The organism is Bacillus sp. AFS037270 (assembly GCF_002585305.1).
Genome location: NZ_NUNF01000033.1, coordinates 1 through 26,173, shown reverse-complemented (window position 1 = coordinate 26,173; position 26,173 = coordinate 1). Strand labels below are relative to the sequence as shown.

26 protein-coding genes are annotated in these 26,173 nt (G+C 37.9%); 18 read left to right on the top strand and 8 right to left on the bottom strand.

The annotated features are described in order from the left end of the window. Nucleotides 1–8 precede the first annotated feature (8 nt). The 10 genes from COD92_RS16870 to COD92_RS16825 all read left to right on the top strand — a co-directional run bounded on the left by COD92_RS16870 (nucleotide 9) and on the right by COD92_RS16825 (nucleotide 10,240). Entirely contained in the window at nucleotides 9–299 is a 291-nt protein-coding gene (locus tag COD92_RS16870) for a hypothetical protein (protein WP_098527617.1), read from the top strand. Next, nucleotides 286–3,951, top strand: coding sequence for a nitrate reductase subunit alpha (locus tag COD92_RS16865; RefSeq protein WP_098527618.1), 3,666 nt, complete (start codon nucleotides 286–288; stop codon nucleotides 3,949–3,951). The genes COD92_RS16870 and COD92_RS16865 overlap by 14 nt, the downstream gene beginning before the upstream one ends. Further along, entirely contained in the window at nucleotides 3,941–5,443 is a 1,503-nt protein-coding gene (gene narH / locus COD92_RS16860) for a nitrate reductase subunit beta (protein ID WP_098527619.1), read from the top strand. The genes COD92_RS16865 and narH overlap by 11 nt, the downstream gene beginning before the upstream one ends. Beyond that, nucleotides 5,440–6,042: a nitrate reductase molybdenum cofactor assembly chaperone gene (gene narJ / locus COD92_RS16855; RefSeq protein ID WP_255286519.1), complete on the top strand. Its 603-nt coding sequence runs from the start codon at nucleotides 5,440–5,442 to the stop codon at nucleotides 6,040–6,042. Before narH ends, narJ begins: the two co-directional genes overlap by 4 nt. 16 nt (nucleotides 6,043–6,058) lie before the next feature. After that, on the top strand, nucleotides 6,059–6,742 hold the full coding sequence (gene narI, locus COD92_RS16850; protein WP_098527620.1) for a respiratory nitrate reductase subunit gamma: 684 nt from the start codon (nucleotides 6,059–6,061) through the stop codon (nucleotides 6,740–6,742). 450 nt (nucleotides 6,743–7,192) lie between these two features. Continuing rightward, nucleotides 7,193–7,756 carry a hypothetical protein gene (locus tag COD92_RS16845; protein WP_098527621.1) on the top strand — a complete coding sequence of 188 codons (564 nt, stop codon included), beginning with the start codon at nucleotides 7,193–7,195 and terminating at the stop codon, nucleotides 7,754–7,756. A 334-nt stretch (nucleotides 7,757–8,090) separates the two neighbouring features. Then, nucleotides 8,091–8,336 carry a cation transporter gene (locus COD92_RS16840; protein ID WP_098527622.1) on the top strand — a complete coding sequence of 82 codons (246 nt, stop codon included), beginning with the start codon at nucleotides 8,091–8,093 and terminating at the stop codon, nucleotides 8,334–8,336. A 38-nt stretch (nucleotides 8,337–8,374) separates the two neighbouring features. After that, nucleotides 8,375–9,085 (top strand): Crp/Fnr family transcriptional regulator, encoded by a 711-nt coding sequence (locus COD92_RS16835; protein WP_098527623.1) that lies wholly within the window; start codon nucleotides 8,375–8,377, stop codon nucleotides 9,083–9,085. An 84-nt stretch (nucleotides 9,086–9,169) separates the two neighbouring features. Next, nucleotides 9,170–9,625, top strand: coding sequence for a flavodoxin (locus tag COD92_RS16830; RefSeq protein ID WP_098527646.1), 456 nt, complete (start codon nucleotides 9,170–9,172; stop codon nucleotides 9,623–9,625). A gap of 114 nt (nucleotides 9,626–9,739) precedes the next feature. Further along, on the top strand, nucleotides 9,740–10,240 hold the full coding sequence (locus COD92_RS16825) for a hypothetical protein (protein ID WP_098527624.1): 501 nt from the start codon (nucleotides 9,740–9,742) through the stop codon (nucleotides 10,238–10,240). A 215-nt stretch (nucleotides 10,241–10,455) separates the two neighbouring features. On the opposite strand, the gene COD92_RS16820 is transcribed toward COD92_RS16825, so the two are convergent. The 3 genes from COD92_RS16820 to COD92_RS16810 form a co-directional block, all read right to left on the bottom strand. Continuing rightward, on the bottom strand, nucleotides 10,456–10,887 hold the full coding sequence (locus COD92_RS16820; protein WP_098527625.1) for an HIT family protein: 432 nt from the start codon (nucleotides 10,885–10,887) through the stop codon (nucleotides 10,456–10,458). Between the two features lie 106 nt (nucleotides 10,888–10,993). Beyond that, the gene (locus COD92_RS16815) at nucleotides 10,994–11,272 is read right to left on the bottom strand and encodes a hypothetical protein (protein ID WP_098527626.1); all 279 of its coding nucleotides are present in this window, start codon (nucleotides 11,270–11,272) and stop codon (nucleotides 10,994–10,996) included. A gap of 57 nt (nucleotides 11,273–11,329) precedes the next feature. Beyond that, nucleotides 11,330–11,854, bottom strand: a complete 525-nt coding sequence (locus COD92_RS16810; protein ID WP_098527627.1) for a CarD family transcriptional regulator — start codon at nucleotides 11,852–11,854, stop codon at nucleotides 11,330–11,332. 148 nt (nucleotides 11,855–12,002) lie between these two features. On the opposite strand from COD92_RS16810, the gene COD92_RS32875 reads away from it, so the two are divergent. After that, nucleotides 12,003–12,302, top strand: a complete 300-nt coding sequence (locus COD92_RS32875; protein ID WP_255286521.1) for a YoaK family protein — start codon at nucleotides 12,003–12,005, stop codon at nucleotides 12,300–12,302. 11 nt (nucleotides 12,303–12,313) lie between these two features. Next, the gene (locus tag COD92_RS16805) at nucleotides 12,314–12,703 is read left to right on the top strand and encodes a YoaK family protein (RefSeq protein WP_369689366.1); all 390 of its coding nucleotides are present in this window, start codon (nucleotides 12,314–12,316) and stop codon (nucleotides 12,701–12,703) included. Between the two features lie 414 nt (nucleotides 12,704–13,117). Here COD92_RS16805 and COD92_RS16800 read toward each other — a convergent pair whose 3' ends face one another. Next, nucleotides 13,118–14,269, bottom strand: a complete 1,152-nt coding sequence (locus tag COD92_RS16800; RefSeq protein ID WP_098527628.1) for an SLC13 family permease — start codon at nucleotides 14,267–14,269, stop codon at nucleotides 13,118–13,120. A 186-nt stretch (nucleotides 14,270–14,455) separates the two neighbouring features. Here COD92_RS16800 and COD92_RS16795 point away from each other — a divergent pair, with 186 nt between their 5' ends. Together COD92_RS16795 and COD92_RS16790 are read left to right on the top strand one after the other, a co-directional pair. Then, complete coding sequence (locus COD92_RS16795) at nucleotides 14,456–15,544, top strand: CdaR family transcriptional regulator (protein ID WP_098527629.1); 1,089 nt, start codon at nucleotides 14,456–14,458, stop codon at nucleotides 15,542–15,544. A gap of 113 nt (nucleotides 15,545–15,657) precedes the next feature. Next, nucleotides 15,658–16,797: a glycerate kinase family protein gene (locus tag COD92_RS16790; protein ID WP_098527630.1), complete on the top strand. Its 1,140-nt coding sequence runs from the start codon at nucleotides 15,658–15,660 to the stop codon at nucleotides 16,795–16,797. Between the two features lie 55 nt (nucleotides 16,798–16,852). Here COD92_RS16790 and dctA read toward each other — a convergent pair whose 3' ends face one another. Beyond that, nucleotides 16,853–18,127: a C4-dicarboxylate transporter DctA gene (gene dctA / locus COD92_RS16785; RefSeq protein ID WP_098996430.1), complete on the bottom strand. Its 1,275-nt coding sequence runs from the start codon at nucleotides 18,125–18,127 to the stop codon at nucleotides 16,853–16,855. A gap of 601 nt (nucleotides 18,128–18,728) precedes the next feature. Here dctA and COD92_RS16780 point away from each other — a divergent pair. Next, nucleotides 18,729–19,826 carry a tartrate dehydrogenase gene (locus COD92_RS16780; RefSeq protein WP_098527632.1) on the top strand — a complete coding sequence of 366 codons (1,098 nt, stop codon included), beginning with the start codon at nucleotides 18,729–18,731 and terminating at the stop codon, nucleotides 19,824–19,826. A 188-nt stretch (nucleotides 19,827–20,014) separates the two neighbouring features. Further along, nucleotides 20,015–20,800: a GntR family transcriptional regulator gene (locus tag COD92_RS16775; protein ID WP_098527633.1), complete on the top strand. Its 786-nt coding sequence runs from the start codon at nucleotides 20,015–20,017 to the stop codon at nucleotides 20,798–20,800. A 224-nt stretch (nucleotides 20,801–21,024) separates the two neighbouring features. Here the strand turns inward: COD92_RS16775 and COD92_RS16770 are convergent, their stop codons facing one another. The 3 genes from COD92_RS16770 to COD92_RS16760 are packed head-to-tail and all read right to left on the bottom strand — an operon-like array spanning nucleotide 21,025 to nucleotide 24,756. Next, nucleotides 21,025–22,134 (bottom strand): Ger(x)C family spore germination protein, encoded by a 1,110-nt coding sequence (locus COD92_RS16770; RefSeq protein WP_098527634.1) that lies wholly within the window; start codon nucleotides 22,132–22,134, stop codon nucleotides 21,025–21,027. Continuing rightward, complete coding sequence (locus COD92_RS16765; protein WP_098527635.1) at nucleotides 22,131–23,231, bottom strand: GerAB/ArcD/ProY family transporter; 1,101 nt, start codon at nucleotides 23,229–23,231, stop codon at nucleotides 22,131–22,133. Before COD92_RS16765 ends, COD92_RS16770 begins: the two co-directional genes overlap by 4 nt. After that, nucleotides 23,212–24,756, bottom strand: a complete 1,545-nt coding sequence (locus COD92_RS16760; protein WP_098527636.1) for a spore germination protein — start codon at nucleotides 24,754–24,756, stop codon at nucleotides 23,212–23,214. Before COD92_RS16760 ends, COD92_RS16765 begins: the two co-directional genes overlap by 20 nt. A 385-nt stretch (nucleotides 24,757–25,141) precedes the next feature. Here COD92_RS16760 and COD92_RS16755 point away from each other — a divergent pair, with 385 nt between their 5' ends. Beyond that, complete coding sequence (locus COD92_RS16755) at nucleotides 25,142–25,360, top strand: SMI1/KNR4 family protein (RefSeq protein ID WP_098527637.1); 219 nt, start codon at nucleotides 25,142–25,144, stop codon at nucleotides 25,358–25,360. Nucleotides 25,361–25,525: 165 nt separating this feature from the next. Beyond that, nucleotides 25,526–25,804: a hypothetical protein gene (locus COD92_RS16750; protein ID WP_098527638.1), complete on the top strand. Its 279-nt coding sequence runs from the start codon at nucleotides 25,526–25,528 to the stop codon at nucleotides 25,802–25,804. Nucleotides 25,805–26,173: the final 369 nt, after the last annotated feature.

Below are 26,173 nucleotides of genomic sequence, written 5' to 3'. Positions count from 1 at the left end.
GAAAGAGTTTGTTCTCATTTGAATCAGATGCACTACTCGTCGATGATCGAGAAGATTTAATCGCTTTACTTCGGATGAGATTTGGATCGATTCCTGGTGAAATGATCGAAGATATTTATTCCATAAATGATATGAATTTGTTGCAACGCCTGATCTTATCAGCAGCAAATGCCGCCAATTGGCCTGTTTTTTTGGAAGACTTTCATTCTGGTAGAAACTCATATCGCTTAGTGGGAGAAAATTTTAACCCGTTAAGAGATTTAATGAAAGGCAGAGATGAATTGAATGGAACAGAATAAAAATAATTTGCTGCATTCCCTCAAACATCTCATCCGAGGAGAGCGCATAAATGAAGGCTGTACAGAAGAAAGTCCTCGCCCGCGTGATTGGGAATCGAGCTATCGAAACAGATGGGGACACGATAAAGTCGTCCGTTCCACACATGGAGTGAATTGCACGGGTTCTTGCAGCTGGAAGATTCATGTGAAAGATGGCATCATCACGTGGGAAACGCAGCAGACCGACTATCCTTCTACAGGGGATGACTTTCCAGAATACGAGCCAAGAGGCTGTCCTCGTGGGGCCAGTTTTTCCTGGTATACCTACAGCCCTACTCGGGTGAAATATCCCTATGTTCGCGGAGACCTTTATGCGTTATGGAAAGAGGAACTTATCAAAGCGGATAATCCTGTCCAAGCCTGGGAAAATATCGTGACGAATCCGGAAAAACGGGAACGATACGTGAAAGCACGCGGTAAAGGTGGCTTTGTCCGTGGAACCTGGAAAGATATATGTGAAATGATTGCGGCAGCAAGTATTTATACCATTAAAAAATATGGTCCTGACCGGGTAGTGGGTTTTAGTCCTATCCCAGCGATGTCGATGGTGAGCTATTCTGGCGGAACGAGGTTTTTATCTCTAATCGGTGGAACGATTTTAAGTTTTTACGATTGGTATGCGGACTTGCCGCCGGCTTCCCCGCAGGTATGGGGCGACCAAACGGATGTGCCGGAAAGTGCAGATTGGTATAACACAAAATATTTTATTATTTGGGGGACCAACATTCCGCAAACTAGAACACCTGATGCTCATTTTATGGTGGAGTCTAGATACAATGGAACAAAAGTAGTCGGCGTCAGTCCGGATTACGCCGAGTATGAAAAGTTTGCCGACCTGTGGCTTCCGGCTAAAGCAGGGACAGACGGAGCTTTGGCGATGGCGATGACCCATGTCATTTTAAAAGAATTCTATGTGGATAAAGAAACACCCTATTTCGTGGAGTATGCCAAGCAATATACGGATCTGCCATGTATCATCACATTAAGCAAAAAGAATGAAAACTATCGTTCAGACCGTTTCTTGCGTGCCTCAGACCTTTCCGACCAGACAGAACTAGGTGAATGGAAAACGGTTGTGTGGGACGAAACGACCGATGACTTTGCGATCCCGAACGGCAGCGAGGGTTTTCGTTGGGATAATGGAAAAGAGTGGAATCTTGATTTATATCAAATTAATCCTCGAATGAGTTTTTTAGATGATTCAGATGACAACGCCATGGTCGAGTTTCCGTACTTTGGTGAAAAAGATGGCGGATTAATTAAACGGGAAGTCCCGATTAAAAAAATAAAAGACAAATCCGGTAATGAATTAATCATTACCACTGTCTATGATCTAATGCTCGCCCATACTGGGATTAGCAGAGGTCTAAAAGGCGATTACCCAACAGACTATAATGACGATAAAAGCCCTTATACACCAGCATGGCAAGAGAGTATTACAGGGGTGAATAGAGCACATGTGATTCAAGTGGCTAGAGAATTTGCCGAAAATGCAGCCCTTACCAAAGGGAAATCAATGATTGCGATGGGCGGCGGAACGAATCACTGGTTCCATAGCGATCAAATTTACCGTTCTATTTTAAATCTGGTTTTATTAACGGGTTCCCAAGGAGTCAATGGCGGCGGCTGGGCTCATTATGTTGGTCAGGAAAAGGTTCGTCCTTTAGAGGGCTTTTCTCAAATTGCCTTTGCCAATGATTGGGTAAAATCCCCAAGATTTATGAACGGTACTTCGTTCTTTTATTTTGCAACGGAACAATTCCGTTATGAATATGAAAAAAGGGAAGAAGAAACCGAATGGGGCAGTCAATACTCCAATATGCATCCGGCCGATTTCAATGCTCTTTCTGCCCGATTGGGGTGGCTGCCAAGCTTCCCTCAGCTATCGCAAAATTCTTTAGATATAGTGAAAGAGGCACGCACTCGGCATAAAGATGATCATGCCGTCATCAAAGATATTACCAAACAACTTGTCGAAGGTAAGCTCGATTTTGCGATTGAAAATCCCAATGATCCTCGCAACTTCCCGCGCGTCTTTTTCAATTGGCGCTCGAATCTTTTGGGGGATAGCGGAAAAGGACATGAGTATTTTGTCAAACATTTAATAGGCTCACAGGATTCTGTGTTAGGCGATCCCACGAATTCTTGGCAGCCGGAACACGTTAATCTTTCAGAAAAACCGCCTGAAGGAAAAACGGATCTGTTTGTCAGCATGGATTTCAGGATGACCAGTTCAGGTCTTTTCTCCGATATCATTTTGCCAGCTGCCACTTGGTATGAAAAGTACGATATTAGTAGTACAGATCTACATCCATTTGTCCACCCATTCAATGCAGCAATTTCTCCTCCTTGGGAGACGAGAAGTGACTGGGATGCTTTCAGGGAAATTGCCAAAAGTTTTTCGGAACTCGCCAAAAATCATCTTCCAGCACAAGAAGACCTTGTGTTATCGCCACTTGCACATGACACGATCAATGAAATTGCGCAGCCATTTGGTAAAGTGAAAGATTGGCGTAAGGGTGAGGTAGAAGCGATCCCTGGAAAAACGCTGCCAAACTTTAATTTCGTCAAACGGGATTATCCCAATGTCTACGACATGTGGATTACCGTTGGACCGAATATAAAGAACGGCTATGGAACAAAAGGGGTAAAAATCCCTGGTGACAAGGTCTACAAAGAATTACTTGATCGACTTGGCCCGTCTAAACACGTGGGCATAGGAAAAGGGTACCCTGACCTTTACTCTGATAAAAAAGCGATTAATGCGATTCTGTTAATGTCGGGGGCCACCAATGGAAAAAGAGCGGTGGAAGGCTGGAAATCGATGGAGGAAAAGACCGGCAAAAAGCTTTCGCATGTGTCTGAAGGGCGCGAGGAAGAGGATTATACCTTAGATGCCTTAACCATCCAACCGAGACCGGCAATCTCTACTCCAGTTTGGAGTGGAATGGAGAACGATAATCGCCGTTACTCTCCTTTTACGGTTAATAAAGAATTTAATATCCCATGGCATACGTTAACAGGAAGGCAAAGCTTTTATCTTGACCATGAAGTCATTTTGGATTTTGGGGAAGGTCTCCCATTATACATTCCTCCGATTACAAAAGGGGCGTTTGTCAAAGGAGAAAAAGAAGTCGAAACACAAGGAAAATCAATTACGCTTAGGTATATGACTCCTCACCAAAAATGGGGGATCCATACCATGTTTACCGACACCAATAATATGGCTCAGTTGTTCCGCGGCTGGCAAGTGGTTTGGATGAATGAAGAAGATGGCGCTTCTATCGGCATTAAGGACAATGATTGGATTGAAATGTATAACCGAAACGGAGTGGTCGTCGCAAGAGCTGTCTTAACATACCGTATGCCAAGAGGGGCCGTTTATATGTACCATGCCCAAGACCGCCATATGGGCGTTCCAGGAAATACGATCAACAAAGTTCGTGGCGGAACGCATAATAGTGTCACCAGAATTTATCCAAAAGCGACCCATATGATTGGCGGATATTCGCAATTAAGCTATGGATTTAATTATTATGGCCCAACAGGAAGTCAAAGGGATACGATGACGATTATCCGGCCGTTAAAGGAGGTCGATTGGCTTGAGGATTAAGGCACAAGTGGCCATGGTCATGCATCTTGATAAGTGTATTGGCTGTCACACTTGCTCTGTCACATGTAAAAATGTTTGGACGAACCGGCCGGGAACGGAATATGTATGGTTCAATAATGTCGAAACCAGACCTGGGGTAGGCTACCCAAGAGAATGGGAGAACACTGATCGCTATAAAGGCGGCTGGGTTCTCCGAAATGGGAAATTACATTTAAGAGCGGGTGGACCTCTTTCCAAGCTGGCGAATATTTTCTACAATCCAAACATGGCGGATTTGAACGAATTTTATGAACCGTGGACGTATGATTTTCAGCATCTGCATAAGCGCGACAAAGGGGAGAGTATCCCTGTTGCACGTCCACGGTCCATGATAACTGGGAACTATATCGACAAACCTGAATGGGGACCGAATTGGGATGATGATTTAGCGGGTGGAAGTGAATCGGTTCCGAATGATCCGAATGTTCGAAAGCTTCAAGAGCATATCAAAACCGAATATGAAAAAACGTTTATGATGTATTTACCGAGGATTTGCGAGCATTGCTTAAATCCATCCTGTGTAGCATCTTGCCCATCAGGTGCTTTATATAAGCGTGACGAAGATGGAATCGTGTTGGTGGACCAAGATGCCTGCCGCGGCTGGCGCTTTTGTACAAACGGTTGTCCCTATCATAAGGTCTACTATAATTGGAATACCCATAAAGCGGAAAAATGTAATTTCTGTTATCCACGCACAGAAGCAGGACTGCCTACGATTTGTTCGGAAACATGTGTCGGCAGGATTCGCTACATTGGGGTTGTTTTATATGATGCAGATAAAGTGAAAGCAGCGGCATCGGTGGAAGACCCAAAAGATTTATATGAATCACAGCTGTCTGTTTTTCTCGATCCGTTTGATCCAGAGGTGATTGAAAAAGCACAAGAACAAGGGATCAATTACAGCTGGATCCAAAGTGCGCAGGAATCACCGGTCTATAAAATGGCGATCAAGTGGAAAATTGCACTGCCACTGCATCCCGAGTACAGGACATTGCCAATGGTATGGTATGTGCCACCACTTAGTCCAATTATGAATCACATTACAAATGAACAAGAATTAAGCGCGGAAGGTTATATTCCAGCTGTGGATCAAATGAGAATTCCAATGGAATATTTAGCCTCACTATTAACTGCAGATGACACGACTGTTATCCGTAAGGTCTTATTAAAAATGGCCGCGATGAGAGTGTATATGCGTTCGAAAACGGTCGGCGGCGTGGATGCGCAAAAATTAACCAAATTGATGGATGAAGCAAGTACGACAAACGAAGAACTAGAAGAAATGGCTCGGCTGCTTGCGGTGGCCAAGTATAATGAACGCTTTGTCATTCCTACTGGCCGTCGTGAAATGAATGATGATTTACATTACAAACAAGGGGCTTGCAGCATCGAAGATTTAGCGCCGCCTGAAGGAATGACCACTTACCCATTTGAAAGAAGTGAAAATGCTTGACCAATGAAAAAAAGGCAATTTTAGTCATCCTGTCACGTGTTATGGATTATCCAGATGAAGCTTTTTATGACGAACGAGAGATGATTATCTCTTTTATTCATGAACAGATTCATTCAGAAGAGATTCAAAAGGAAGTAGTAGAGAGAATCGATCCTCTTTATCAGCTGGTTTTAACGGATTTGCAAGAATTATATGTGAATACCTTTGATTACAAAGATAAAACGAACCTTTACTTAACAGCCCATGAGTTAGGAGACAGCAGAAATCGGGGGATGGCCCTGATTCAATTGCAAAAGCTGATTATAGACGGGGGATTTGAGACCGTTCGGAATGAATTGGCGGATTATATCCCCATGTTGTTAGAATTAGTGGCGGTTGCCCCGGAAGATGATCAATTCGAAAAGTTATCCCGAAGGCTAGCCTATGCGATCAATCGGATTCTTTCTAATCTTCCTGATGAAAATCCGTACAAGAAAGCGATTGAGTTATTAATGATGTTTGTTTTTGAAACGCCTGGAACAGAAGAAATTTCTGCTTTAGAAATACTTCGGGAACAAGCGGATTTAGATGAACTGCCATATCCATTGATGTATCGCTAAAAAGGAGGGCCTCGAGATGGATTTATTTTGGTGGACCATTTTCCCCTATATATGTGGAACTATTCTAATTGTCGCGACGTTTTACCGATTTGTTTTTCGAGGAAAAAGTTGGACGGCGCCATCCACTGAAATTTTTGAAAAAAAATGGCTGCGCGTGGCCTCGGTTGTTTTTCATTATGGGATAATATTCGCATTTATCGGACACATAATGGGGGTATTAATCCCCATTGGAGTTTATAACGCAATGGGTGTAGAAGACGAGGTGTACCATTTCTTTGCGATTGCAGGTGGCGGGTTTGCAGGATTAATGGTGGTCTTAGGGTTAATCTTAATGCTCATTCGAAAATTCTTATTTCCAAGAGTTCGTGCCCATACCACTGGCGGTTCCTATTTCACGATTATCTGGCTCCTTTTGGTGGCAGGTCTAGGAACCTATATGACCCTGATTTATAATACAACCGTGGGAGAATATGAATATCGTTTATCCATCGCTCCATGGTTTAGAAGTTTGTTTACCTTTCATCCCAAATCAGAGCTAATGTTGGGCGTTCCTACACTTTTTAAGGTTCATGTGATTTGTTCGTTTATTTTATTTGCGGCTATTCCATTTACGAAGCTTGTTCATATGTTTAGTTTTCCATTACGTTATCCGGCGCGTGCACCACAGCAGTATCGGTCAAGGAATGGGTATAATAAATAATAAAGATTTAGGAAATGGCTTTGGGATAATACCAAAGCCATTTTTCTTTGTTAACTGGTGTCTTTATTTATGCCTGTATTCAAGAAAATAGATCCTAACAATTATATACACATTGATTTGGTAGCATATAGGAAGCTCGCTCGGCAAAAAGATCTGTTACGACAAATCATTAGACATATAATAGGACTTTTTAATTAAAAATCGTGGAAAATGCAGAATTTTGGAGCAATAAGCAGGATTTTTGAATTTGATAAATGAATATATATATACATAATTATTCACTAGTTTATAGACTTGATTTTGACAGATTACGAGAAGAACTTACGATATAAATACGAATGAGTAAATCGAACCTGGATGTTTTTTTCATAACAAAAAGAGTTGCAGATAGAACAAATATAAAGTGCCTTATTCAATTATTCTATCAACGTATGAAAGAAGGTATACGATATGATTGAAAATTTCTTTGCTGATTATAAAAAGTTTATTGTGGAACCGGAAGATGAAAAACGAGTTGCTGATGTATATGATCCAAAGAATTATGCTGCCTATTATATCCTAACACTGTCTATTTTTGATTCCCGTTTATCGACCTGGAAAGATGCAAGTAAATTTGAAATAGACGTTGAAAAAAGTATCAAAACAGTCCTGAAGGATTTCAATCATAGACAGCGTGAAAAGTACCATCTCCAATTACTAGAATTAGATAAGTTTAAAAACTATTTTATCTTGGCCCTTTCTTCGAAAAATAAATTTAGCCCAGAGGAGGAAAAGGACCGTATAACTTATATCATTGATCATATCCTAACGAATCCTTTTTATGTGGGGCAAAGCTGGTTCAACCTAATTGGTGAAAAAGGAAAAGTGGCCCGTAAACTCTTTAGCTGCTCCTTTAAGGAATACGTATTGGGGGAACAAAACCAAACAGAAAAATATGAAAACATTAGTGAATTAATCCCGAAAAATGGAGAGATAAAGCTGATTAAAAGCGCTCTAAAAAAAGATATTCTCTAATCGTAAAAATGCTTGGGGCAGCCCAAGTGTTTTTTTTTGAATTAAATTTCGATAGGTAACTTCAATATATATATATCAATACGTATTTGACCCTGAATACACAGCAAAAAAACAAAATACAGTTAAAAGATTTTTAATTTAATTTAAAAAATTGATTTAAATCAAGGATGGAGCGTTCAATATCCCATATGATAAGAGAGAAGTTACAAATGAAAATGATAATCAGCTGATAAGAGTAGGTATTACTAAGAATCAGTTCAACTAGACAACCTATCAACTGCCTGCAATACGCCAACTTAATAAATAAATTACTAATAGATTGGAGAGAACATCAATGTACCAAGTTACATTATATGTCCTTGGAATATGCTGCATTAACAGCATTCATTCCATTGAACAAGAGTTAAAAGCCTTGTGTGGAATCATTTCCTTCAAAGGTTCGATGCCGAAAGGAAAAATCGTCATAAAATATAAACCCAGTTTGATAAGCAGCAAGGAGATTATCAATAGCATTGAAGAGCGTGGTTTTGCTATTGCCAAGAAAATACAACATGAACAAAATAATGAAATTTATAATTAATGGAATAATAGAAGACTAATAAGAGAGGAGGGAAGAAAATGGATAACACTCATCAATGCCATCTAAACCATGAATGTTCTAAAACCGGCTCACACAAAACGTGCGTTTCACTAGTTCCCATTTTTAATCATTTGGAAGTGGAACAAATGAATGAAATAATGGCAGTGGTTCAATCCGTCTCTATTAAAAAAGGTGAATTAATCTATCATGAAGGGGACCAATCAAATTCACTCTATATAGTTAACAAAGGAAAAGTTAGAATTTATCGACTCTCGGAAACAGGAAAAGAACAATTGGTCCGAATATTAAATCCTGGTGATTTTACGGGAGAATTGGCTTTATTTAGGAACGACATGCATAAATCTTTCGCAGAAGCGATGACAGATTCTCAAGTTTGTACCATCCATCAAGCAGACCTTAAGAACTTACTTTTGAAATATCCGTCGATATCTTTAAAGATTCTAGAGGAATTTTCTAACAGGTTAGATCAGTCGGAAAAGCAAACTACACGTTTTGCTACGGAAAAAGTGGAAACAAGAATCGCACGTTTCCTTGCTGAATGTCTAGAGGATTCTGATTCGAAGGAAATATTTTTACCGATGAGTAAAAAAAATCTGGCCTCTTATTTGGGAACGACTCCAGAAACCATTAGCCGCAAACTAGCGGAACTTGAAGAACAGGGATTCATTAAGCAGAGAGGACACAAAAAAATTGAAATTGTGGACGTGGACGGTTTGCTTCTTATTTGAAACGAGACTGAATATACTTGTGAACACCCGAACAAGAATACCTTAGGAAGGACAAATTACTAGGTGATTGGAGTAGTGAAAAAAATGGATACAATCATCATTTATGCGAGTATGACCGGAACTACTGAACTCATCGCTCGTTCTATTGCAGAGGAATTAGCTAAGGCAGGTAATAGAGTAACAGTAAAAGATGCCATTGAAACCGATGCAGAGGAACTCCTATCCTATGATAGAATTCTGATCGGCAGCTACACATGGGGAGATGGTGATCCTTCAGATGAGATCATTGGATTCCTTGATGAATTAGTGAACATTGATTTAACAGGAAAATTAGCTGCAGCATTTGGTGCCGGTGACACCTCGTATACGTATTTTGCACGAGCAGTAGATATAATTGAAGAAACTTTACGAAATCAAGGGTGTGAAGTCATCACCAAAGGATTAAAGGTAAATAGATGTACAGAGGAAGTGATTATAAGAATCTGTCAGTCATTTGCGAAACTAATAAATAATTCGCCATATCCAACTGTTTTTTGTTAAGATTCTGAGGGAGAATATTTCGCTTGGACACACAAGGCTTTGTTTATTGAATTGGGGAATATTTAAACTCATGCGAAAACTAAAATGATATCTTAACAAGAAAGAGGGATGTGCGTGTACCATAAGATCTGGTCGGTTGCCAATGTTTTGCTTATTATTTCCTCTATCATTTATATTTGGTTATTTCAGCCGCATGATAGTACATTAATGGTTATCAGCCAATTTTTAGCTCAAATGGCCATCGTCTTATTTATCTTTAATGTGAATATGTATTTTATTTTTTTAATCATTCGAAAAACAAAGCAAAGAAAAGTTAAGATTCGACTTGCAACCTTCTCCAGGTACTTTATGAAATGGCATATTAAAATTGCTATTACGTCTAGTCTTCTCATTGTCGGGCATGTTTGGATTAACCTCATTAAAATTGCTCCAGTTATTGGATATAGTCATATCAAGTTGGTAATCGGCTACACATCTTTTATTTTTCTTTTGGTCACTTTGTTTGCTGGGTACTTACGCCACAAGAAAGCATCAGGATTTCGAAAAAAGTTCCACCGAGTCGTTGCTATGGTCTTTGTGGTTTCATTTTTAATACATATGGTGATTCCTATTTAACCTTTTGACAACGGACTTCCTGAACCCCTTTTTGCCTGTCATATCTAGCTTATATTATCCCGATAAGAGGTTATACGTTAAATTAATTGGCGTTATAACTTAAAGGTAATTCAAAATTCATTAGTTAATAAAAAAAGTGGGAGGGTTCTCCAAGTTAATTTTGTGCCTTTCTATTTAACTACTTAAGCAGGCGAACCGTCCCAGCATTATTATGATTAGTCGATTTGTAATTGTGTTTTTATTTTTTCAATCATATCGTTATATTCGTCGAAAGTTAAGTACGTTTTACCAAGGTTCATTTCGAACGTAGAGCCCCAATTTTCTTTTCCTTCGTATTTAGGTACAATATGCATATGTAGGTGGTGTAACGTATCCCCGTATGCGCCATAATTAATTTTATTCGGTTCAAAGATCTTATCCAATGCTTCGGCAACACGGTTTACATCATGAATAAAGGCAGCAGATTCCTGTTCATTTAGATGAAACAGCTCCTTCACATGACCCTTATAAACCACGTTACATCTGCCCCTATAGGTTTGCTCTTTAAAAAGAAAGACAGTGGATACATCTAGTTTACCAATTTCAATCATCAGGTTATCCCGTCTTTCATCTTCCATGCAGTACATGCAATCTTGATTCTTTTCCATCTTATTCCGTCCCTTCTGGTCAAATAAATTGAGGTATTAACTTACTTAGTATACACCCATTATTGAAGTAGTAGTAAATTAGGTCCTTTACCGAAAACAATGTTAATTAGTCTCCAGCTCTTAAAACAAAATCCTTGTCATAGAAATAACCAAATTTATTTTGATCAAATTCAACACGATATGTATCAATACCTGAATTACAATGATTTTGTTCTATTATCGTACCGATCCAATTCTCAAATTTTTTAAGGTAAAAGTAATCTTCCAGTTCCATAGATTCCTTGTTTATTTTAATGATTTTTACCTTTTCGCCTACTTTACTATTCATTTCACCACTGTGAATAAAATGATCTGGGTAGACTTTTTCTTTCTTCTTCGTTTCCATTAAAAACATCTCCTACGAGCTTCCCCATAATCCAATAAAAAAAGAAAACACCCTTTTTTAATTGAATTGAATAGGTGTTTGATCTGTTGATTCTATCATGCTATTAATCTTTTCAAAAATAACTTCAGGTGAGGTATTTAGGGCGATTGACAACTCTTTAAACAAGATAGTTTGAATGTTGCTTAAAATTTTGTTATCGTGTTCATAAAACTTCTTTCCAGCCATTTTATACTCATACTTTTTCCGCAGAAGTGTATTGACTACGTTAGCAATATCCATTCGATTTCCGGTTTTCACTATATCTTTATACACTTGACCTCGCAATTGAGGTCTTTCTATCCAATTAATTCCTGCCGAATGGAAAGAATCTACTATCTTTTCTGCTTCTTCTTTATTCATTAACTTAAGTATGACAGTCTTGTCATTATCAACTGGGGTACTTATTGTTAAATCATGACTATTTTCAATTGGATGTAAGACGTAGTAAGCTCTAGTAATCCCGGAATAGGTCTTATCACAGATTTCATCTATCCGGCATATACCATGTCCTGAATAGACGATTAAATCACCAATACTAAACATAGCACTCACTCCTTTTAAATCTAACGTCAACCAAGTTGACTAAATTTATTTTAATTCTTTTTTTGCTCTATTGTCAACTAAGTTGACGTTTTGTTGTTCCTTCTTGGAAATACTAATCACGTTTATAAATCGAAACAAGGAGAGTAAGATGAAAGATAAAATCCCTTCGTTATCGTCCAACTCCATTTATTTGGGCGTTTTGTTAGCTATCGTTGGTGGATTTTTAGATGCTTATACGTTTATCAGCCGAGATGGAGTATTTGCTAATGCCCAGACGGGAAATATGGTACTGCTCGCTGTAAAAGCAGCAAATAAGGAATGGAGAGGATCTTTGCTGTTTATTCCGCCTATTTTGGCTTTTGTTTTGGGTGTTTTGGTATCAGAAATAGTGAAAATTCCTCATGTAAGAGAAGTATGCATAGCTATCGGAGGTCTATTCTTATTTTAGAATGTTTGGTATTGATTACGGTAGGTCTGTTGCCTAAAAGTGTCCCTAACATCGTGGTAACAGTTTGTATAGCATTTGTCTCTTCTTTACAAATTTCTACGTTCAATAAACTGGACAAGTGGGCATACAATTCAACGATGACAACAGGTAACCTGCGAACGGCGACACAAGCCGCTTACTTGGCAATAAAAGAACGTGATCGTGAAGCAAAAAAACAATTTAAAGAATTTTTTATGATTATTGTTTCTTTTTTATTTGGTGCGTTGACAGGGACCTTTTCGACTACTTATTTGGGGAATCCATCTATCTACATAGCTGCGGGAATTTTAGTAATCGCTCTTATTTTGTATCATCGGGATAGAGGCTATTTAAGTGAAACCATTAAGTTGAAATTAAAATAACCGATATATGGAAAAGCAAGGATAATCTATTAGGCTTAGTCATTCAAAAAATCAGAAGACAGTCCCAATACTCTTGCTAACGACAAATCTTTTTATTAGAAGTGACAGAAATTGACTATTTGTTATAATAGAAATAAGGAAGTACGTTCGGTAGTAAGACTAAATGATATATACAATTCTCTATAAAAAATAATCCACCCAAAGCAGGATGGATTATTTTTTGTGGTAAATGATATATTTGGCCAGGATAAAGGCTGAAATTCAGAAATGATTATTGTCTTATTAGTTTTTCAATTTATATTCCTTTTTACCTGGTTTGTATGAAGTTATATAGGCATCTTTGAAAATCAACTGCTTATAGCTATTCAAAAAGGATCAAGCAGGGAAATTCGCTGATCGAGGAACCTGCCATTTTTACATCATCTTTAAAAATTTTAAGATGGCAAACTGTACTAGGGCAAAAAATAGTAACAAGGAAAAATTATAAATCGTAAATTTGGTTAAATATTGTTTACCTTCACTTGGATTGGATTGAATAAACAATTTATAAGAGATGACACTGGCTAGTGAAGCAATGATGGTCCCAAGTCCCCCGATATTTACTCCTAATAACAAAGGTTTCCAATCCGTTGTAAAATGTGCCAGAAGGATGGAGGCCGGTACATTACTAATCAACTGGCTGAAAAAGATAGAACTAAAATAGACAGATGCTGAATTTTTTAGGCTAGCATTTGCAAAGGCCTGTACGGCCTCAGCATGAGATATATTCCCGATAAAAATGAAAAAGCAGATAAAGGTCAAAAGCAATAAATAATCAATCTTTACTAATATCTTTTTATTTAATAAAAGCGAAATCATGAAAGTGATAATGAAGACCATTTGATCATGCAAGATTCCAAAAATTGAGGTAATAATGATGATCAGTACAATTCCCCAAACGGCAGCTTTTTTTCCATCAACAAGCAAAACCGGAGGAAGATCCACCTTTAGTTCAGTACTCTTAAGTTTTCGAATGAGAAAATACAGAGAACTGATCCCAAGAATGGCCATAAAGACAACTGAAGCAAAAAAGGGCACCGGTTTAATTCCAAAATAAGAATAGATAAACAAATTTTGCGGGTTTCCCATTGGAGTTAAACTGCTGCCAATATTGGCCGCAATGGTTTGAAGAATGACCGTCTCCATCATGGGCATATTCGTTTTTTTACTAATCACAAGAGTCAACGGTACAAACGTAAGTAGGGCTACATCATTGGTAACGATCATGGAGCTAATGAAACATAAAAAAATAAGGATGGCAGAAACGGATTTACTATTTTTACATTTATTTAAAAGACTTATAGCCAATTTATCTAATACCTTAAGCTCTTCAAAAGCCTTGATGGCCAGCATCAGATTAAATAAACAAACCAGCACATGAAAATTAATATACTCTATTTTTGGCATCTGAATAAAACAGCTTAGGGCTGCTAGTACGAGGGAAATGGTAAAGACCAAGTCTTTTTTTAGTAGACCAAATGTAATCTCAAGTTTATTTTTTTGTTGAATCAGTACAGTTTCTTTCATAGCAATATCACCTACACGCGTATTCTTAATCATTTATAAATTCTCAACCTTATGATTCTAACATGTAGGTTTATGGTTGAATAGAAAAAAGTAAATTCAAAATAACGATAGACCACAGTCTGTCCAGGTGATAATCGAAGATGGTAAAATAGTAAAAGAGATATTCTAATGAAAAGGAAATAAATAATGATGAAAGATAATTTCCATATTAGCCATCCGTTAGCTCAAATGATTGTAGATGCATCAAAAGAAGTGATTGGAAAAGACATCAACTTTATAAAATTAGACGGTGAAATTATTGCGAGTACCGATCCAAAACGTATTGGTTCTTTTCACGAAGCTGCTATACAAGTAAAAGAAAAGGGAGCGATTGTAGAGGTTACTGAGGATGACACATTCATAGGCGCAAAAAAAGGCATTAACTATCCGATTAGGATGGATCAGGAAATGCTTGGTGTCATCGGCATATCTGGCGATCCTGAGGAATGTAAATCTCTTGGATTTTTACTCACCAAAATGACAGAAGTTTTAATTAAAGAACAAATGATAGTTGGTAAAGTTCATTCATTAGATGAACTGCGATCATCAGTAGTTCGCATGCTTATTTTTGAAAATCAAATAAAGGATGCTTCTATGAAAGAACACCTGCACCATCTTCAAATTGAGCTTGAAAAGACGGCGTTTGTAGGTATCATTCAATTACATGGGTTAAACGATCCAACTTCACTTCCCGTTAATATGCACGACATCTTACTAAAGCATGGTATTAAGCTTTTTAGCTATTTTTTTCCAAACCAATATGCCATCATTATCAATGAAACGCAATATAGAACCATAATTCAAACAATAGAAGCTTATTTTCGCTCGATGCAGATAAACTGTACGATTGGTATTGGCAGCGTCTCTGTGTGGGAGAAACTTGCAACTTCTTATCAACATGCGAAACTTGCCTTAAAACATGCTCTCTCTAAGGAAATCCTTATAGGTGAATATGCCAAACTTGAATTAGAAATGATTATGGAAAATATCGATCCTAGTATTAGAAGTGATTATACATCGAAATTGATCGGTGAGCTTTCAAAAGATGAAATAACCCTTCTCCACACTTATTATAAAAATAATCTTTCTTTAAAAGAGACAGCTGCAGAGTTATTTATTCATAAAAATACGTTACAATACCGCCTAGAGAAAATTGCCGAAAAAACAAAGGTAAATCCCAGAGATTATCATGACTCTGTTAAACTTTATGTTGCCCTATTACTTCAAACTCTTTAGTTTGAAGTATTTTTGTCACCGAAAACAAAAAACAGCCCAATCCTTTGTCATATAGACCATTACATCCACTCTTAGCTTTTCCTATAATCATAGGTAAAAGGGGTGCTATATAAATGAAAGTTTTAATTGCAATGGATTCATTTAAAGGAAGTATTTCTTCTGATGATGGTAGTAAAGCGATAGCTTTGGGTATCAGAGATGTCTATTCTGATGCTGAAATTATCGCTCTTCCTTTAGCAGACGGTGGGGAAGGTACTGTAGAAGCGTTGGTAAAAGCGACAGGTGGAAAATCCATCAAAAAGGAAGTCGCAGGACCGTTAAAAGAAAAAATAGATGCTGTATACGGTATTCTAGGGGATAAGAAAACGGCAGTTATTGAAGTAGCAGCAGCATGTGGTCTACCACTCGTCCCTTCCGACAAGCGCAATCCAGCTGTAGCTACTACATATGGTGTCGGCGAACTTATTCGTGATGCAATAGATAAGGGGTGTCGGGAATTCGTGATCGGTCTTGGTGGCAGTGCTACCAACGATGCAGGTGTTGGGATGCTTCAAGCGCTGGGCTTCATCTTTTTAAATCCATACAATGAGGAAGTCGGTTTAGGAGGGCAAGAACTGTCCAACATCCGAAAAATTGATCTATCTAGTGTTATCCCGGAGTTGAAGGATTGTACCTTTAAAGTAGCTTGTGACGTGAATAACCCTCTTTACGGACCAAAAGGAGCAGCTCATATTTTTGGTCCCCAAAAAGGTGCAACGGCAGAGATGATAAAGGAGCTCGATAAGGGGCTTGAAAACTTTGCCCAAATTGTTCTTCAAGAGCTTGGGAGGGATATTCAGAACATAGCTGGCGCTGGAGCGGCAGGTGGACTTGGTGCTGCCTTTGCTGGATTATTACACGCACATCTCCAGTCTGGAATCGAACTAGTATTAGAAATCATTGAGATGGAACAGAACATGCAAGGTGTCGATTTTGTTATAACAGGTGAGGGGAAAATGGACGGACAAACATCCATGGGAAAGGCACCCCTTGGGGTAGCACAACTTGCTAAAAAGCATGAAATACCTGTCCTTGCACTGGCAGGTTGTATTACGGAAGAGACAGCTTTATTAAATGAACTTGGGATCACTTCTTATTTTTCGATTGTCAATGCACCGATGACATTAGAAGAAGCAATGGATTCAACCGTTACATCCGACAATTTAAGAACTACGACAAAGCAAATATTCAGGTTAATTCAATCAGTTAAATAATGTAAAAGCCATCCCTGATAAAATGAAGGGATGGCTTCTTATATTCATTTACTATTTAAAGTGTCGCAGCTTCTTTGTCATCAACTGGAACTGATTGCAAAGGGTTAAATTGTTTCTCGCTCTTGGCAATAACAACAGTTGCCACTGCATTACCAATCACGTTTGTAATTGCACGTGCTTCAGACATAAAACGGTCAACACCAAGCAATAGAGCTATGCCTTCCACTGGAATAGGGCTGTTCGGAAGGGACGTTAAGGTTGCTGCTAATGTAATAATGGCAGATCCCGTTACACCTGCAGACCCTTTTGAGGTAAGCATTAGTACACCAAGCAATACAAAGATTTGCATCCAAGAAAGCTCGATACCGTAGGCTTGGGCAATAAATAAACAAGCCATCGTATAGTAGATGCACTGTCCATCCGGATTAAAAGCATATCCTGTCGGGACAACAAAACCGGTAATTGACTTTGAACAACCGTATTTTTGCATTTTAGTAATCAGGCTTGGTAAAGCAGACTCTGAAGAAGAAGTTCCCAGAACAAGGAGAATCTCCTCTTTGATATGTTTAATCAAGTTAAAAATACTAAAACCGTAAAACTTGCAAACGGCACCCAATACAACGACTACAAAAAGAATCATAGTAGAGTAAACGGAGCCAATCATTTTACCGAGGGAGAAAAGAGAGTCGATTCCAAAATTCCCGATGGTATATGCCATAGCACCACCTGCTGCAAGAGGGGAGAAGTTCATGATGATGGCAACGATCTTGAAAAACACTTCACTGAGCTTTTCGCAGAAATAAATAACGGGTTTCCCTTTCTGGCCTAAAGAGGAAAGAGCAATGGCAAACAATAAAGCAAAGAACAAGATGGGAAGCATATAACCATCAGCCAGAGCACCTACAGCACTCTCTGGGACAATGCCTAATAGAAAATCTTTGAATGTATGACCGGTTTCTGATGCTGTCTCTGTAATTTTTGCGACATCCGCAGCAGCGTCTTTGGCATGACTAGTATCCATGCCGTCACCAGGTCTAACGATAAACATAACGACTAATCCTACGACCAAAGCAAGGGTCGACATAACTTCAAAATAAATGATGGATTTAGTACCAATTTTCCCGATTTTTTTCTTATCTCCCATATTAGCAAAACCAAGCACAATGGTAAGAAAGATAATGGGACCAATGACCATTTTTATCATTTTAATGAAAATGTCTGCTAGAATCTTTAATTCAATCCCTAGGGCAGGGAAAAATTGTCCGATCGCAATACCAATGATAATCGCCAAAATTACTTGCACTGTTAAGTTTTTTCTAAGGCTCTTCATTTACACTCCCCCTTGTTACTGCTAATTAATAGGATCATTCACAATCACTTTCGCCCTTTGGAAAGTCTTTTAATAATTCCATGAAAGTAAACGCATACAAAAGAATTCTTTTAAACTGGCATTCAAGGAACAAAGGATGAAAAAAAGCTAACTTAGTACTAATTGGATCAAGGAGAACTATACACCAGCTAAAAGCAAAAGTCCTTTCTTAATTAATAATAGAGCTGAGAATATGAAAACGTATACAAATTTATCCCTCCTCAGTTCTTTTTTTGATGATTAACATGGATAAGTTAGGTTAATCTTTCTGAATTGTATATTAACGTATACGTTATTGTCAACACTTTTCGGAATATTTTAACATTGCTGAATAGTATAAGACTGCTTTTTATGGGTAAACTCTATATAATTATTCGTTTTTTTGTAGAATATAAGCGATTTAATCTGATAGCATAAGAGATTTATATAGATCTAATTAGAAATAATTAAAATTTTTAGAAAATACATTGACAATAACGTATACGTTAATTAGTATTGTGAGTATAAGATACACATTTTGCTAAACCGTTTAATATGGAAGAATAAAAAGGAGGAAATTGTAATGAGTGCAACCAAAAAATTTCGTTTAGCCGTAATTCCAGGAGATGGAATTGGAACAGAAGTTGTGGAGGCTGGTCTTCGTGTCATTCAACATTTAGCAAAAAATTCACTTGGTGCGTTCGAATTTGAAACCGATTACTTCCCTTGGGGTTGTGAATACTATTTGAAACATGGAAAAATGATGGATGAAGACGGAGTAGAAAAACTAAGAGATTATGATGCTATTTATTTTGGTGCTGTTGGTTTTCCGGGGGTACCGGACCATGTTAGTTTATGGGGCTTACGTTTAGCGATCTGCCAGGGGTTTGATCAGTGGGCGAATATTCGTCCGATTACATTTTTGCCAGGTGTTCCAAGACGACTTAACCATCCAGATGTAGATTCTCTAAACTGGGTATTGATTCGTGAAAACTCAGAGGGAGAGTACTCAGGTATTGGGGGCCGCAATTTCTCGGGACGTGGGCATGGAAAAGAAGTAGCTGTGCAATCTGCCTTATTTACAGAGCATGGTTGTGAACGTATTATCCGGTATGCTTTTGAACTTGCGCGGACACGAAAAAGAAAAAGAGTCACGAGCATTACGAAAAGTAACGCACAGCAATATGGAATGGTGCTTTGGGATGAAGTATTTGCACGTGTAAGTAAAGAGTATCCCGATGTTGAGGCAAACCAATGGCTTGTTGATGCTGCGGCTGCGCTATTTGTATTGAAACCTGAGGAACTGGAGGTTGTAGTTGCTTCCAATTTATTCGCTGATATTCTTTCAGATTTAGGCAGCGCTCTTGCTGGAAGCTTAGGATTAGCTGCAAGCGCCAATCTCAATCCTGAAGGGCGCACGCCAAGTATGTTTGAATCAGTTCATGGATCGGCACCTGACATTGCAGGTCAAGGGATTTCTAATCCGATTGGTGCAATAGGAAGCGCTGCACTAATGTTAGATCATTTAGGGCTAAAAGAAGAGGCGGAACTAATAAACAAGGCAATTGAGGAAACGACACGCCAAGGTATTTTAACTCGGGACCTTGGGGGAACCTATAATACAAACGAAATAACGGATGCCATTATACAAAATCTGTATAAAGTGAAAGCAGAAGTATAAAAAAGGGCTGGTGGGTTTCTATGAAACTCCCAGCCTTGTTTTATTATTTTGAGTCTCTAATATTTCAAAATATTTTCGGTAATTAGAGCAAGTTTTGCAGAGCGTTCTCTTTCATTTGACAATACATATTTTGGTTTGCAAAATGAAAGGAGAATCCTTTTTTATCGGTACGAAGGGAAGTATTAAAAATGAAGAATTTTAAACCCAAAGAAGAGAATGAAAAAAATGATTCATTAAACGAAACAAGTTTAGAGAAAGAAGCTCTTCTCTTTTTTTATAATTTGAAGGAATATGATGAATATGATGAATATCGTTTACCACACCGGGCCTATCATCAAATCCGGCTGGCTATCCGTGAATTAATTCTTCCTCCTGGGAAAACTATATTGGAGAGAGAAATGGCCGAGGTATTACAAATGAGCCGAACACCTGTAAGAGAAGCGCTCGTTCGTTTGGAGACAGAGGGTAAGGTTCGGATTATTCCAAGACGAGGATTCATTGTAGAGCCAATCGAGAGAGAGGATCTTAAACAAATTTATGAAATTGTAGAAACACTCGATGGACTTGCCGTAAGTCTTGCTACTGAAAAGGTTGGAGAAGTAGAACTTCAACAACTGGAATCCTTAATTGAACAGCAGGAAGAAGCACTTGAGCAAGGGGATTTAAAAAAGTGGGCCGCTTTGGATGATGAATTTCATCATTTGATTATCGAATTTGCAAAAAATAAACGGCTTAATGCGGTCATAGATATTCACTCCGATCAATTATATCGTGCCAGATTATTTACTATTAATCAGCGTCCAGTCCTTAGTAAGTCGATCATAGAGCATAAAACGATTATTTCTTGTATGAAAACAAAAGAAGGTGCAGCTGCCCGTTTGGTGATGCAGTCCCACAGAAATCGTGCCCGACAAGAAATTTTAGCAGCTCTAGATAAGATATATAATAGGGAGACAGGAGAAACACATACTTAAAAACTAGTATCTTCTCCTTTGCCCAATAGTTAACAGAGGGTTGCTGCGGCACCGAGCCAATTTCATGATTGAAAATGTGTGGTTAGAACAACTTCCGAAAGTTCATGATAGAAATGAAAAATAATATATATTACTAAGGAATGATAGCCCTACTGTAAACACAGTAAGGCTATTTTACAGCTTCCGCCATGTTTTCTTAGTGCTCATAGTTGATTACTAAAAAATTACAAGACAATACCTTGTTTGATGATTTCAACTTTTACATTCGTGTTAAACTTTACATTTTTAAAATAATCCTTCTTATCTAGCATTTCCCAAGTTTTAGGGTGAAACGCGATCAATCTCCTCCCAATTCCAAATGCATCACAATTCGACTGCTGTAATTTTGTAATAACCTGTTTCGCGTCTTCTGTAAAATCCTTTGTTAATACCTTATTTAGTCGTTCTATATCCTTTGGAACATCCCCTTTGGGATATTCATCAACATTTACCTTTAAATGTAATTTTAGTTGAACTGAGACCTCTCCATTTTTTACATGAACTTTTAATTTTCTTTTCATATTGTTGACATTAAGCGAAATATAATTTCTTAATTTCTGCTTTTTTTCATTATTGACTCGTTTTGTAAATCGTGCGTATTTTCCTTTTTTGTTATTCAATAAAAGAAGTAGGCAAGAATCTTGCGGAGATAATTTTCCCGAATATTTTTTTTCATCCATTAGAGCTAGGCCGACTACTACTGCGCTTTTCTTATTATTCATTTTAAGGTAAGGGAGGACGATGTCTTCTCCCGGGTCAAGCATTTCTGAAGCTAGGGTCTGGATGGTTTGATTCGGAATGACCGAGTTTTCTTCTGCGCTAGTAAGAGCGTCTTGTATATATTCGCTCACGTTTGTCTCATGTTTTGGATTAATTTCAAGCAGGTCCACCGCTTTTCCATCCACTACACCTAGTGTCGCCCCAAGTGAATTTCGCGCATCTCTCCAAACGACATCTAATGGTGGATAAATACCTTCAGCCGCCATTCGCTCGCCGAACATAATCAGTTTATTTTTAGACGAATCTAATATTCCAGATACTTCTCGATCGATTTTAAGTCGACAATCTCTTGGTGTATGACCTTTTGCGGAAAGTGTTTCACTTTTTACTCGGGCTTGCGGTCCCGCGGAGGACTCATCGATTATGGGAATGGAAACCCCTAATAACATTTCGTCGTTATCTGCTAAATCATAACTTAATATCTGTACCAATACGGCATTTTTCATCAGGTGCTGGTCCCAGCATCCAGAAAGTAATAAACATAGAAGTAAAATGATAGGCTTTTTGCTTTTCATGGCTTACTCACCACTTCTTTTTTCGACAAAACCCAAGAGAGAATAAGTAGAAGTACAGGGATGAGGCCGATAAAAATATAGTGCGTCGGCCCAAGAAAGTGATTAAAATTTTCAAAGTCTCTTCCTTGATCAGGAAGAAGAGCTAAAATTAAATAAACACCTGCAACAATAGGCAGAAAGCGGGCATAGTGTTTTTTTGTAAAAAGGCTGGCTAGCCCCATTGCAGATAATAATAACCAGTTGGCGATCGAAGTGGCAACGATGATAAGCCAGAGTGATAAGAAAAATAAATCCGTCCTTTCGATAACCTGAAAGGAATAGGCTTTAATCATATATAATAATGGCTCTGGAGTCAGCCCGATATCTAAATTGGGCTCGAAATAGACAAGGGCTGCAAACACCAAGAAGGTATAAAAGAAGGTGACAAAAATGTTCGCAGTTGTGATGGCAATCAGCTTCTCTTTTTCGGAAGATTGCACATGGGGATGGATAAAAAGAAACAGTTCAAAGCCCAACATGGAGAAAGCAGCTTCTTTTGAACCTTTCAATATTGTTAGAATACTATGATCCCCGACTGGAAAGATATACAGGAAGTTCGCATCCTTCATTGCATACGCAATCAACACTAATAATACAAACAGAATGGGGGATACCAGTACATAAAATCTCGCGATACTAGTTAAACCTTCATTAACGATGTAAATGCAAGTGATGAGGATTAAAACCATTGTAATCCAATTAGGGGTACGCGGTAAGATCCATTTATCCAGGATATCACTATATCTTGCTAAAACTAAGCTCCCTGTTACCATAAAATAGAGTGCGTAACAAAGGATGAGTAGCTTCCCGGCAAATTTACCTAGTAATTTTGGCAGTATTTGGTACAAAGATAACGAAGGAAATCTTCTACTTAGTCCCCAATAGGAAAAGATAATCCCCTGTGAGATGACTCCTGCTATTAGAGTGGACATCCAGCCATCCTGTTTGGCTATTAATGCAACATCATGGGGCAACGATAATATTCCTACACCAATTTGGGCCTGGATAATCATAAAGACAAGCTGCTTTTTCGTAATTTTATTCTTGTTTTTTTTCATTACTATCCCAGCCCCTTGCCAAAGATTGCTTTTTCAGGATGTTCGGTTTTGAATCTTGCGGACGTGTATTAAATTTCCATAAGGGTAAACGGATAAACGTATCTTTAATGTCTTTTAATCGAAATGGTGCCCAAGGTGTAAAGTAGGCTGTGCCGAATGATTCTAACCTGCATAAATGAGCTAAAGTAAACATAAACCCAAAGATGATCCCTACAAATCCAAAGGTTGACGCCAAAATCATATGGGGAAACCGCAAAAATCGTACGGCATCACTCATTTCTGTGGTCGGGATGCTGTAGGCCGCAATGGCCGTAATCGCCACAACCACAATCATGGTATTCGAAATGAGGCCTGCACGAACAACGGCATCACCAATAACCAGACCTCCGACAATACCGATGGTTTGGCCAATCCTTGATGGAAGGCGTACCCCCGCTTCACGAATCAGTTCAATGGTCAACTCCATGACAAGTGCTTCAATTAACGGAGGAAAAGGTATATTTTTAATTGAACTTACAACAGGGAGTACTAAATCATCCGGCAGTACTTCAAAATGAAAACCAATCACCGCAATATAAATAGCTGGTAAATTAATCGCAATTAAAATGCTCACGAGTCTCATGGTACGGATAAAGGTCCCGATCATCCAGCGCGAATTATAATCATCAGGTGAATGGAAAAATGCAAAAAAAGTGACGGGAATAATTAAACAAGAAGGATACCCTTCCATCAACACCGCTACTCTTCCTTCATTTAGATGACTTACTACACGATCTACTCTCTCAGTACTTAAAATCTGAGGAAAGGGTGACCAAGTGGAATCTTCGATCAATTCCTGAAGAGCTCCAGTACCGGGGAGATGATCCATTGAAATGTGATGGACCCTCCGTTTGAATTCGCTGACCATTTCATTATTGGCAAGATTTTTCATATAAACCATGGCTATTTTGGATTGAATCTGGTCACCCAATGTTATATGTTCCATGGTAAGGTTTACGGTTCTAAACGATTTCCTAATTAAATGAAGATTGGTTGAAAGATTCTCGATAAAACCTTCATGAGATCCCTGAATAACTTGTTCATTACTAGGTTCTATAATACTCCTATCTTTGGAGAGGCCAATTTCGACCATGTACAGTTCTTTGACACCATCCAAGAACATGATACAGGACCCATTTAAAAGTGCTTCTTGAGCTTTGATTAAGTTATTTGATTTAAGAAAGACAGAATGAAGAACATTTTCGAACTGGGCACCCTCTGCTTCCATTATAGGTTTTATAACATCTCTGTTAATTTTATCCTTATCTGCCATCGTATCTAAGAAAACCAAAATTCCGCGATGATTTCTTTCATTGAATTCCTTAATCTTTAAATCAGCTGAATCAGAAAATGTATGTTTAAAAAAAGAAATATTTTCATCGATTGTATGAAATACCTCTTTAAACGATATAGGGTTCTGATTTGAATCAACCGGTTGGATATCCCTTTTCAAGAACTTTTTTAAAGCAGGGAAAATGAATTTCATTTTTTTACTCCATTATCAAAATGTTTCCATTAACATCCCCAAAATATGGTATAACTATGTATTTGTTTGTTCTGGTAAAAAATAATAAAAGGCAGATCTTCTAGTAGATCCACCTTTCTATTGTCCAATGGAAAATTTCTTCTTTTTATATAAGGTTTTATTGAATTAACGTGTTTCCTATTGGAGACAAAAAATATTTAATAAATTAGATAGCAGACTTTATAAATTTGTCTTTCATTTTTCGGAGGTACGACTTTTCATATAAGAAATTACGGCTCAATGCTGTAGCAGCTCTTGATAAGATATATGAAATGGAGACAAAAGTTTAAGCACTTTATCAAAAATAGGAACATTTGTTCTGTTATAATAGTAATGAGGTGATTAGATGTCTTATCATATCATGCTGACAAGGAAAATTTCAGACATCAAAGGTCATTCACAGATCCAAGTCCAAGTAATGGATGCAGCCACTCCTCAGATCATTTACTTTACACTAGATGAGCTAGAAAAAGATGACTTGCCGGAAGACCTAAAGGAATACATAAGAGGAATATTATCAGAGATTGAGGAGGGAAGATGGCATTATAGTGGGAAATATAAATAAAGGATATATCATATACAAATGATTCAAATAGTAAGGTGGTAAATATGTAGAAAACCGGAGTAATTGGGCCATTTCCCTTCCATCAGTAAAGAAGTTTAATTGAAGAAGGTTTTAATATATATGTTGTAGAATGTGTTCTAGAAAGGGAAATATTGGGAGGTAATCATGAATAAAAATCTAATTTCTTTTTCCATTATCTTTTTAGGACTTTGTATCGTTTTAAGTTCTTGGTTTATTTCACAATCCTTAAAATCGTTCCAGAATAATGAGGACAAAGTAAAACGGGATGACCCATTTAGATATGAGTTAATCTCACCGAATGAGAGCAATATCATTATTTTTGATAAGCAAAGTGGGGATTATTGGCGAAAGTACATTGAACCTAATGAGGGGCCTACTGATTGGGAAAAACAACAATCTCCTGTCTCTTCAGGAACTAACTAATCATTCATGTTATATAGATGTCAAAAATGAATAAAGAATTAACGGGTTTAATAATTTGCGATAACACACAACCATCCAATATTCCTTTTAATAATTGACTTCTTAAGGACATTGTATAACTTCCTTTCCTATTAAAAGTTGCACAGCTATTTTGTAAAGCAAGGTAGTTAATGAAAAAAGAACTACTTTGTTATACGTAGTAGTTAAAATTTAGGTAAGTAATATTTTAAATGTGAATGGAGAAAATACATTAGACAAATGATTTTTAACCGAAAAGGGAGGAAAGGAAAAATGACAAAAGTACAAGATTTAATGTCAAAAGATGTAAAAGTATGTACCCCGCATGAGCCAGTGACAGCTGCAGCAAAA